The 10,416-nt window shown below is 63.5% G+C and carries 10 protein-coding genes and 2 pseudogenes; 8 read left to right on the top strand and 4 right to left on the bottom strand.

Annotated features, from left to right (window positions below):
• The first annotated feature begins 47 nt into the window (after positions 1–47).
• Positions 48–1,433, top strand: a complete 1,386-nt coding sequence (locus AC1Q6C_RS08210) for an FAD-binding oxidoreductase (RefSeq protein WP_492666510.1) — start codon at positions 48–50, stop codon at positions 1,431–1,433.
• Here AC1Q6C_RS08210 and AC1Q6C_RS08215 read toward each other — a convergent pair.
• Entirely contained in the window at positions 1,414–2,742 is a 1,329-nt protein-coding gene (locus tag AC1Q6C_RS08215; protein WP_064113570.1) for a diacylglycerol/lipid kinase family protein, read from the bottom strand. The genes AC1Q6C_RS08210 and AC1Q6C_RS08215 overlap by 20 nt on opposite strands.
• A gap of 140 nt (positions 2,743–2,882) precedes the next feature.
• Between AC1Q6C_RS08215 and AC1Q6C_RS08220 the strand changes: the two genes are divergently transcribed.
• Genes AC1Q6C_RS08220 through AC1Q6C_RS08235 form a run of 4 tightly spaced genes read left to right on the top strand, consistent with a single transcriptional unit; the run spans position 2,883 to position 4,855 of the window.
• Positions 2,883–3,317, top strand: coding sequence for a hypothetical protein (locus AC1Q6C_RS08220; RefSeq protein ID WP_054188289.1), 435 nt, complete (start codon positions 2,883–2,885; stop codon positions 3,315–3,317).
• The gene (locus AC1Q6C_RS08225) at positions 3,314–3,577 is read left to right on the top strand and encodes a hypothetical protein (RefSeq protein ID WP_007730221.1); all 264 of its coding nucleotides are present in this window, start codon (positions 3,314–3,316) and stop codon (positions 3,575–3,577) included. Before AC1Q6C_RS08220 ends, AC1Q6C_RS08225 begins: the two co-directional genes overlap by 4 nt.
• Positions 3,565–4,209, top strand: coding sequence for a TetR/AcrR family transcriptional regulator (locus AC1Q6C_RS08230; protein WP_065456501.1), 645 nt, complete (start codon positions 3,565–3,567; stop codon positions 4,207–4,209). The genes AC1Q6C_RS08225 and AC1Q6C_RS08230 overlap by 13 nt, the downstream gene beginning before the upstream one ends.
• Before the next feature lie 10 nt (positions 4,210–4,219).
• Entirely contained in the window at positions 4,220–4,855 is a 636-nt protein-coding gene (locus AC1Q6C_RS08235) for a DUF5701 family protein (protein WP_065456500.1), read from the top strand.
• On the opposite strand, the gene AC1Q6C_RS08240 is transcribed toward AC1Q6C_RS08235, so the two are convergent.
• The gene (locus tag AC1Q6C_RS08240) at positions 4,852–6,285 is read right to left on the bottom strand and encodes an amidase (RefSeq protein ID WP_007730212.1); all 1,434 of its coding nucleotides are present in this window, start codon (positions 6,283–6,285) and stop codon (positions 4,852–4,854) included. The two genes, AC1Q6C_RS08235 and AC1Q6C_RS08240, sit on opposite strands and share 4 nt — an antisense overlap.
• Before the next feature lie 116 nt (positions 6,286–6,401).
• On the opposite strand from AC1Q6C_RS08240, the gene AC1Q6C_RS08245 reads away from it, so the two are divergent.
• The 3 genes and pseudogenes from AC1Q6C_RS08245 to AC1Q6C_RS08255 all read left to right on the top strand — a co-directional run.
• Positions 6,402–6,986 carry a TetR/AcrR family transcriptional regulator gene (locus tag AC1Q6C_RS08245; RefSeq protein ID WP_230359246.1) on the top strand — a complete coding sequence of 195 codons (585 nt, stop codon included), beginning with the start codon at positions 6,402–6,404 and terminating at the stop codon, positions 6,984–6,986.
• The gene (locus AC1Q6C_RS08250; protein WP_192712716.1) at positions 6,983–7,837 is read left to right on the top strand and encodes an alpha/beta fold hydrolase; all 855 of its coding nucleotides are present in this window, start codon (positions 6,983–6,985) and stop codon (positions 7,835–7,837) included. Before AC1Q6C_RS08245 ends, AC1Q6C_RS08250 begins: the two co-directional genes overlap by 4 nt.
• A gap of 59 nt (positions 7,838–7,896) precedes the next feature.
• A pseudogene (locus AC1Q6C_RS08255) lies at positions 7,897–8,514 on the top strand (DUF222 domain-containing protein); the annotation flags it as partial.
• Positions 8,515–8,628: 114 nt separating this feature from the next.
• Here the strand turns inward: AC1Q6C_RS08255 and istB are convergent.
• Positions 8,629–9,420, bottom strand: coding sequence for an IS21-like element IS1415 family helper ATPase IstB (gene istB, locus AC1Q6C_RS08260; protein WP_075835994.1), 792 nt, complete (start codon positions 9,418–9,420; stop codon positions 8,629–8,631).
• Positions 9,420–10,416: pseudogene (gene istA, locus AC1Q6C_RS08265) on the bottom strand (IS21-like element IS1415 family transposase); the annotation flags it as partial. The gene istB and the pseudogene istA, both read right to left, overlap by 1 nt.

Raw genomic sequence — 10,416 nt, forward strand, 5'->3', positions numbered from 1 at the left:
TCGGACATCCTTCCCTTGACCGAAAGACGGATAAGGAAAGGAAGACCATGAACCTTCAGACCCCCACGCTCGACGCCGCGGTCGAATCACTGCGCGCAGAGGTGACCGGCTCCGTTTCCCTGCCTGGCGAAACGGGATACGAGTTGGCGATTCCGTGGAATGCAGCGTTTCCCGTCGCGCCTGGCGCTGTGGTGGCAGTCGAGAGCGCGCAAGACATTGCCGCAACGGTGCGATTCGCGGCGAAGTTGGGTCTGCGCGTCGGTGTTCAGCGCACCGGCCACGGCGCGGTCCCTCTCGGCAGTGACGTTCTCCTCGTCCACACCGGCAGGCTCACGGAGTGCGTCGTCGACCCCGAAAACCGCACTGCCCGAATCGGCGCGGGCTTGATCTGGCAGGACGTCATCGACGCTGCCGCACCCCACGGCTTGGCGCCACTGGCAGGTTCTTCACCCACGGTCGGAGTCGCCGGCTTCCTCACCGGCGCCGGCATCGGCCCGATGGTGCGCACGTACGGGCTCTCGTCGGATCACGTTCGTTCGTTCGACATCGTCACCGGCAGTGGCGAACTCATTCATGTCACCCCCGACGAACATGCCGAATTGTTCTGGGGACTGCGCGGCGGCAAGGCCACACTGGGCATTGTCACAGCCATCGAGATCGACCTACTACCGGTCACCCACTTCTACGGCGGTGCACTCTATTTCGACGGCGCAGATGCAAGTGCGGTCGCGCACGCCTGGCTGGACTGGGGCGCCGACCTGCCTGAGCACAGCTCGACCTCTCTTGCCTTTCTGCAACTTCCACCCCTTCCACAGGTTCCGCCACCGCTGGCCGGCAGGCTCACCGTCGCGGTCAGATTCGCAAGTCTTGCCGAGGAATCCGATGCCAAGTCACTGATCGACCGAATCCGTTCAATCGCAACGCCCTTGATCGACGCAGTCGGTGTGCTGCCTTATGCCGCCCTCGGGGCAGTGCACGCCGATCCCGTCGACCCGATGCCGACGCACGAATCCACGGCATTGACCAACGAGCTGTCACACGAGGCCGTCGACGCATTGCTGGCCGCTGCCGGCCCCGGATCCGGTTCACCCCAAACCGTCGTCGAATTACGTCTCCTCGGGGGCGCCCTCGCACGGGAACCTGAGCACCGCAGCGCCTTCTGCCATCGGGACGCTGCCTTCTCGCTGTTCACCGTCGGAGTTCTTGCCCCACCGATGGTCGACGCGGTAGTCCCGCACGCCGAGACTCTCGGACGAACGATGGCGCCATGGACGAACGGGCATGCACTGCCCAACTTCGCGCCGAGCGTCGACCCGGAGAAGATCGCCCGCACCTACGACGAGGACACCGCTCACTGGCTGAGCGCTTTGGCGGACACGCATGATCCGCAGGGAGTCCTGGCCGTCGGTCAGGTCATGCGCCGGATCTCCTGAACTTCGCCAACTCTCGCAACCGGACCAGATCCCAGGCGTGCCGGGGGCGACGGATACCCGGTCGATCTCGGGGGACTCTGACCCTCAGCGCCTGCGGACTGACCGTGCACCTGACCGGAGTTGGCATCACCAGCGCCTCGCCGTCGACGCCGACCGGAATCTCGTCGGTGTCGGCGTCGACGATCACCTCGAATCCGGTGCCCTGAGCCAGACCGTGTTGATGCGCCCTATGGAGCAACCCGATGGCCTGACGGGCACTGCTGACGGAGATCGCGACGATTCCGAGAGTGCCCCTGTCCAATCGCGGCCGATGACCGAGCCCCGCCAGGTCGTTCATCTCGTACGGGCCGTTGCTGACCAGCACAGCCTGTGGACCCACCGCGGACACGCTCGGGGAGCGCGCGGTCAGCACCGCTCCGGCACGTCCGGCGAGGAGATCCGGGAGCATCTGCAAGAAGGTGCTGGTCTTGGCATCGCGGTACTCCGGACTCTGGACTACCTCGGCGTACGCCCCGAACGATGCGTTGTTGACGAAAGTTCGACCGCCGACGTTTCCCAGATCCACCGTGACCTCGACGCCGTCGACGAGCGCGTCGAGGCACCGTGACGGATCCTCGAGATCGAGCCCCAGATCCGCGGCGAAGTGGTTGCGCGTTCCCGCACTGACGACGAGGAAGGGCAGGTCGTTTTCGGCCGCGACAGCAGCAACCAGTGCCTGCGTTCCGTCGCCACCGGCAACACCGAGTAGGTCGGCGCCGTCCGCGACCGCCTGCCTGGCCAAGGCCGTCACGTCGATCTTCTCGGGCCCCTCGAGCAGTGCGACCGTGGCCCCCCGTTCCTCGGCCTTGCGTTTCAAGTCGAACTTCTCGACCTTGCCACCGCCGGAGTTCGGGTTCATCACGAAGAACGGTTTGACGGGCGGCGGTGCAGTTCGCTCGACAACCGGCAATTCCTTCTCCTCCCCCTCCAAGGCGGTGCGAGCGAAGATACCGGCTACGACGAACAACCCGATCGCAAGGAGCACCACCCACAGGAGGCGTTCTCGGACCAGGAAGGTGAGCACCACGATCGGCGTCAGAACCGCCACGGCCAACGAGAGCCAGCGGAGGAATCCGCGGGTGGTCAGAAACCAGTACACGGCTACGACGCACACGACCACCCCACCAATCCCCAGGATCAGCATGGTCAAGGTTTTCAGTCCGGCGAAGATCAGGAGCACCGCGACTGCAAGAACCAGGGCCGCGAAGGCTGCGCGCGCCAACCAACTCTGTTTCGACGAGGGCCGATCCGTGTGGGCAGAGGTCGTCATCGAGCCACCTCCCCGCGATTGTCATTTCGGCCGGTACTTCGACGCTATCCCTTCGAAGCAGGCCAGTCACCTACCGGCAAGAATCTCGCGATCACGCACTGCTACTTTATGACGACACCTCGTCATAAAAAGGAGTAGCCGTGACAACACCGACGTCCGAAGCGTGGGAATCCGCCGAAGGAACCCTGACTGGCATTCGGAAAGCCGGACTCCACGGACTACGTTGGACGGCCTGGTTGGCCGGCGCGACAGGTCTCGCACAGTTGGTGTCGATCGGGCTGAACTTCACCGACACTGTCAGCGGAATCGTTCCGGCCACGTACCCGCCTGTAGATGTGGCGTGCAGCGTCGTCGCGCTCGTTCTTCTGGTCGGCCTGCTTGTCGGCCGCCCCAACGGTCCCGCGATGTTGTCGAGTCTCGCCCTCCTCATGGCCATGCTGATGGCGCCCACCCTTCACAAACATGCACCCGAGTCGCTCTGGCTGGCGGCGGCACACGCCGTCTCGGTCGTCGCCGTCATCACGCTGTCCGTGATGACTTCGCGGTTCTCCAGTGCCGAGTTGGATCGGTCGTGACACCGGATTCACCCCTCTCGCTTGCAGCCGAGGAATGGATCACTGATCTCACTACCGCGGAGATGGAGCGATTGCGCAAACGCACGACGCTCACACTCGCCGAAGAACAAGAGGTCTGCCGATCCGTACGCTCGATCGCGCAGCAGATGATGCTCGCACCCGTCTCGATGTGGCAAGGTGATCCGCGCCTTGTTGCGGACCTGTTCGACCTCCCCGTGACCGTGAATCAGACCCAGGAGGATCGACCATGCCGAAGTTGACCGGTGGCGCGACAACCGCAGAGCACAAAATCGCCACCCGAGAAGCCATGTTGGACGCATTCATTCGCGAACTTCACGAGCAGGGCTGGCAAAACCTGAAGCTGCAGACCGTGGCCCAGGCGGCCGGCGTCTCGCGGACAGCGGTTTACAACTACTTCCCCGACAAATCCGCGTTGCTGCTCGCCTGGTCCACCCGCGAGATGGATAGATTCCTACTCCTGGCCGAGCGTGAACTCGCGGACCGCGAGAATCCTGTGGACCGACTCGAAATCCTCGTCAAACTGACACTCGTCGAGTTCTCACTGCAACGATTCACAGGAATCGCGTTGGTCGAATTGTTGTCAGCGCAGGATCGCGAAAGTTTCCTCGAACATATTGTCCCGCTGTCGGTTCTGGTCGAACAGCTCGTCCAGGAAGGTGTCGACGCCGGTGTCTTTGTCGATTCCGATGCTGCCGCATCCGCGCAACTCATCCTCGCCTGCGTGGAAAGCCGACGCCCGATGCTCATGGCCGGCGACCGAGTGGACGCCGTCGTAGCGACCACCGTCCCGTTCATCATGCGCGCGTTGGGCGTTGCGTGGCCGACTTCCCTCGCGGCCGAACCCTCCGATCGCTCTGCTCACGATCGGTAGGATCGCAGATATGCATTTCGACCTCCCGCCCATCGATCAGCAGGCCGAGCGATTGATCGAACTCGGTGTTCACGAGTTGGCCGGACTTTCTGCCGGCGAAGTCAAGGAGGCCGCAACCGGGCACGGTGATGTCGGACTACTCACCGTGCACGAAAAACTGGCTCCGGCTTCAGTTCTGACTCCGCTGCTCGAGCTCGAGAACAAGCGCGGATTCATAGTTGTCGACATGGCGGACGTCGATCTGTTCGCCCCCACCGAGCAGGCAACGCTGCCCGAAAGCCCATTACATCTGCTCAGTGGAGTCGACCGCGGGGATCACCTGGCCAACTGGAGCCCGGACGAAGCATTGCCCGCAATCGTCGACGCAGACCGTACGCCGCTGACGCTTACCGAAGGCATCCACTGGCTGTTGCAGCGCCCCGACATTCTCGAACGCGGAAAGTGTTTCATGACCATCGGCTCCCGACTGCGCAAACCTGACGGATCCTTCGACACCAGAACTCCCGCCGTGTGGATCAGCAACGGAACCGGTCGCGACGGCAAAGACAACCGCAACGCCCCGAAAGTCGGGTGGTGCTGGTGGGGTAACCGCCACACGTGGTTGGGGTTCGCATCGGCGAGCGACCGGGTACCGCTCCCGAACTAGAGCACGGTTGCGCGGTCGAATCGGTACCGATCCTTCCACGGCATCTCGGCCTCGAGCATTGCAGCGGCAGAGAGTAATTCCGCGTCGCAACCCCATTTCGCCGAGATCATGATGCCGAGTGGAACGCCGTCTTCCGTCCAACCGAGTGGCAGACTGATCGACGGGAAACCGGTTGCATTGGCGACGACGGTGTTTCCGGTGAAAGCGACCATGTCGATCAGTTCGGTCGCGGGATCTTCGTCGTTGCGCAACTCCCCGATCGCAAGCGGCGGCTTCGTCACAGTCGGAGTGACAACAAGGTCGGCGTCGGCGTAGTCGAGACTCCATCGCCGCGCCCAGGCCTGAACAATTCCGATTGCCGCGGCCAGCTCGCCCGAAGGCACCTCGTTTGCTTGAACTCGCAAGTGTTGCACTATCGGACGCAGAAGGTGTTCGTACTCCTCCGGGATCGGCTTGGTTCCCGCCAAAGACGAGAACATCTTGACGAAAGCATCGATGAAAATGTCATCGCGAGCCTGCGGTCGCTCGAACACGTTGTGGCCCAGACCCTCCAGCACAGACCCAACCTTCGATACAGCAGCCGAGAGCTGCGCATCCACGGCTCCGCCGGAGACCGATCCGTGAGCAAGAGCGACGGTCAAGGGGCGAGCCCGAACTCCCCCGGCCTGTACGACGAACTCTTCGAACGACTTCGGCCGAGGCGGGTGGATAGTTCCGGCGCCGGGTCGCGTCGCCAGAACGTCCAGCAGCGCAGCGGTATCGCGAACTGTCCGGGCGATCGGCCCCTTGCTCGCAAATCCGAAGTTGTCATGCCCCGCCACGCCCATCGTGATCAAACCGCGGCTCGGCTTGAGGCCGACGACTCCGCACGTACTTGCCGGCGAACGCAACGAACCGGCGGTGTCACTTCCCTGTGCAAACGGCACCAGACCAGCGCCGACGGCGGCAGCAGCGCCGCCACTGCTGCCGGCGGCACTCCGCGTGCGATCGAACGGGCTGCGAGCAGGCGGAGCGACTTCCGGCTCGGTGTAACAGGCTGCCCCGAACTCGGGCACCGTCGTCTTCCCGATGTCGATCAACCCACCTTCTCGGATCGCCTCGACGATCTCGTCGTCAGCGTCCGGCACGAAGTCGCGAAAGAGCGCCGATCCGAAGGTCGTGCGAATGCCGCGCGTTGCATCGAGGTCTTTGATTGCCGTCGGAACGCCGAACAGCCGCGGAAGGGGCCCGGCGTCCCGCTCGTCCAACCTGCGCTGCGCTTGTTCGGCGAGGGCGACAGCGTGCTCCCCGGCGATCGTCGTGAAGGCGCCGACGTCATCGGCAGTGGTCGCACGGTCGACGAAGTACCTGGTGACTTCGGGAATCGAGACCTGCTTGGCGGCGATCACACCGGCAAGTTCGACGGCGGACAGTTGATGGAGATCGGTCATCGGGCAGCGCTCCTTGGAGGTCGATGGACACTTGTAATTTCGATACGCGTATCGCTATTGTTGTCAGCATGGTATCCGAATCCACCAACTCTGCAAGGGCTGGTCGACCAAAAGCATTGAGTCACAGACAGATTCTTGATGCCGCGGCAGAGATCGCCGATACGGACGGCCTGGATGCGGTGTCATTTCGAGTGCTCGCCGAACGACTCGGCATATCGCCGATGTCCGTCCACCGCACAACCGGCGGTATCGACGCCTTGAGGCGAGATCTGATCTCGACTCTCGTAGGCGAAGCCGTCTCGTCGATCGACTGGCCGACCGACTGGCGCGGGGTTGCCCGCACGTTCGCCTACGGCCTCCACGATCTCCTGATGCGCCATCCCCTGGTCCTGGAAGCCCATCGGCAGGCATCACTGGAAGCACCCGGGGCCGACGATACCGCCCACCGAGTCGTGAGCGCCCTTTCCTTGGCCGGCCTCGAGGACGAGCAGGCCACGTACGCATACGGCGCGCTGCATGATTTCGTCACCGGACACGTCGCAATTCAATTGGGACGCGGCGCTTTCGACAGCGCACCTGCCGATCGACGCGAGGCATCGGTGTTCGCACTTCATCACGATCCCACCCGAAGGTTCGAGTTCGGAGTCGCCCTCATCCTGGACGGTGTGGCGTCGATCGCGCAGCAAGGAACCACATCATGACGAGCAGCGTGACCACAACCGAAATTCGCGACGCGTCGGGGCGTCGTATCGCATTCTGCGAGTACGGCGATCCGACTGGCAACCCGGTAGTCGTGGCCCACGGATCACCTGGCAGCCGATACGAAGGGCTCTCACTCCACAACGCGTCTTCGACGGCAGGCATACGGCTGATAGTCCCCGATCGACCCGGCTTCGGACGCACGGATCCGTACACGGACAAGGGATTTCATTCCTGGGACGACGACTACGTCACCCTGGTCGATCACCTCGAGTTGGACTCGGCCACACTAATGGGTTTCTCCGGAGGCGGCGGTTACGCGCTCGCAGTCGCTGCAGCCGTTCCCGAACGAGTCTCGAAACTGGTGCTGGCGTGCGCCATGATCCCCGGGGCACCGCGAGATACTTTGCGACGCAGAATAAAACTGGTATCTGCGTTGTACTTTGCCGCCAACTGGGCTCCCCGCGTGGCCGGCGCAATGCTCGCAGGAACCGGAGTGTTCTCCAAGCTACGCAGCGACTCAGTCTCGATCTGGCCGGCCGCCGATCAGGCCGTCATGACCGACGAGGTACATCGCCCCGCTCTCCAGTTGGATTCATCCGAAGGGATCGCACAGGGTGGATCCGCAGGGGTTGTCGACTTGGCTCGGTATCGCCACGAGGTGCCTGGACTCTTCCAATCGATCTCGGTACCAACGGTTTTCCTACACGGAACCGACGACGGAAACGTACCCGTCGAAGTAGCCCGCTGGGCACACTCGTTGATTCCCGACTCTCGCTTCGAAGAGATCAACGGAGGCGGCCATCTGTTCGTCGTCGCCGACCCCACTCCACTCCTTCGCGCCCTCGCCTAATTCCCTCTTGACTCGAACGTGTGTTCGAGTATCCTTTGGGGAGGGGATCGGGGGATTCAATGAGTGTCTTGTTGTCGGATGTGGTGTCTGGTTCTGCGGTGGGGTTACGCGGACGGTTGTGGCAGTTGTCTGCTGCTGAGTTGCGTGCTGCTGCTGTCGAAGCGAGTGCGGAGATTCTGCGCCTCGAGGCCGTTCGTGTGGCGGTGGTGGACGAGTTGTCGTTGCGCCCGGATGATCAGGTGATTGCGAGCCGCGGTGTGGGTGCGTGGTTGGCGGCGAACACGATGCTGCAGGTTCGGGACGGGAAGAAGATCGCCGCGTTGGGTGCAGCTTTGCGGCCGTTTCCGGCGGTGGCGGCAGGCTTCGATGATGGGGATTGCTCGTTCGAGCACGCGGTGTTGATCGTGGCGTTCTGCGAATCACCACCGAAAGGCATGCCGGACGCCGCGCTCCCTCGCTGTATCGATTTGTTGCTCGCTGCTGCGTCGGGTGTGGAGGCGACGACCACGAAGGTGCGGAACGTGATCGCGACGTTGGAGCGGTTGTTCGAATCCGATGAGATCCCGCCCGCCGAGGATGTCGATCTCAATGAGTTGCGGATTGCTTCGACGCTCAATGGTCGGGTGGTGGTGCGTGGTGATTTCGATGCCCTCACCGGGGAAATGTTGTTGTCGGCGTGTCAATGGCCACGAAGTTCTCCCCGTAGGCGGCCAGTAGTTCTCCCCGCTGGTGGCCACGGGTTCTCCCCGGTGGCGGCCAGTTGTTTTTCCCCACCCGCTTTCTGATTTGGGTTAGCTGAAGGGCTTCACCCCCTTGCCGGTGGTGGCTTCGGTGAGGCGGAAGGAGTCGCCGTCGGTGACGACGACGTGCGCATGGTGCAGGAGCCGGTCAACGGTGGCGGTGGCCAATGTTTTGGGCATGATCTCGTCGAAGCCGCAGGGGTGCAGGTTGCTCGAGACGGCAATCGCTCGGCGTTCGTAGGCAGCGTCGACGAGGCGATAGAATCCTTCGGCGGCGTCTTCAGAGACCGGGAGCAGACCGATGTCGTCGACGATGATCAGGTCGGAGCGGATGATCCTCGTCAGGGCTCGGGCGATGGAGTCGTCGGCACGGTGCCGGCGGACCAGGGCACCGAGGTCTTCGATGGTGAACCAAGACACCGCCAGCCCAGCTTCGACTGCGGCCTGCCCGAGTGCCTCGGTGAAGTGAGACTTGCCAGTTCCCGAAGGCCCACAGACGCAGAAACATTCACGCCGCCCGACCCACTCCAGGGTGCGGAGCGCGTCCTGGGTGGCGCGGGGAATCGACGATTTCGTTTCGTCCCAGTCGCCGAAGGTCTTGCCGGTAGGGAAACCCGCGCGTTTGCGGCGAGTGTGCAGGTTCGCCCGGTCCCGGCCGGCGGCTTCCTCAGCGAGGAGAACCCGCACGACTTCGGCGGGGTCCCAGCGTTGGGCTTTCGCGGTCGGGATGATATCGCTCAAGGACCTGCGGATATGGGGCAGTTTCAGGCGTTTAGTCAGGTCGATCGCCTCGGCCAACGGGTCGCCGTTAGCGCTGGTAACAGTGCGCAAAGGGGTGCTCATCAGGCGTCATCGCTTTCATCGTCAGTAGTGGCTGGGCTGGCCGGCGCTGGTGTCTGGCCGAAGGTGGACCAGGCGGCGGTGCCCGGTTGCAGAGTGTGGTTCTCGCTGCGACGGACCGGATCAGCGTGTTCGTGGGTGACTTGGTAGTCGAGGATCGAGATCAGGTCCCGATCGGCGAACCGGCCGGTCATCGCCGCCGTCCCCAACGCTCTGTCGACTGCGTCCGGGGAGTGCAGCTTCGAAAGGTCCACGGCCTCGGCCATCTTCGCCCTGATGCGGCGCGCTCCCGCGGCGGCAGCCTCGACCAGCCAGCTGTTGGCACCCTGGCCCAACTGTAGGAAGGCGAGCTCGGCGGCGGTACGAGGCTTGGGCACCCGGTCGGCGGCGTCGCGGTCTGGGCGGGGTGGGTAGTGGTCGTTGTCGAGGACCGGTGAACCGGGTTGGCCGCGGCGGTGCCGCGCGACTTCGACTGCACCGCCATCATTGTCGACGGCGGTCACGATCAGCTCCTCACCATGGAAGCGGGCCCAGACCCGAGTGTCGATCAACGTGTGCGGCACCGAATACCGCACCCCTTCCACCGAGATCGTCGACTCCCAGTTCACCCGCCGGGTAGTGCCGAACACCGCGGTGAACGGAGATTTCGGCAGCGGATGCAGCCGCTGCAACTCTTCGGCCAGCCGCTCGACCGGCCGCCGCCGAGTAGAGCTGTGGACGCGGGTGTTGACGTCGGTGCAGAACTGCCGGCAAGCCGACTCGAGCTCACCGAAAGAGTGATACTGCTCGCGCAGGTTCACCTCCTTCGGCAACAGGTCGGCTTTGGCGATCCGCACCGTCGCCTCACTTCCTCCCTTCGACTCCGGATCAGCAGGTAAACACGTCCGCAGCGTCGTGCCGTAATGCCGTGCCACCTCCACGATCTCCGGATTGCGGACCGCGATCCCGGCCACGTGATCGATCGTCGCGGTCTTCTCGTTGTCGGTGAGGACATAGACC

The organism is Rhodococcus sp. MT28 (assembly GCF_058792695.1).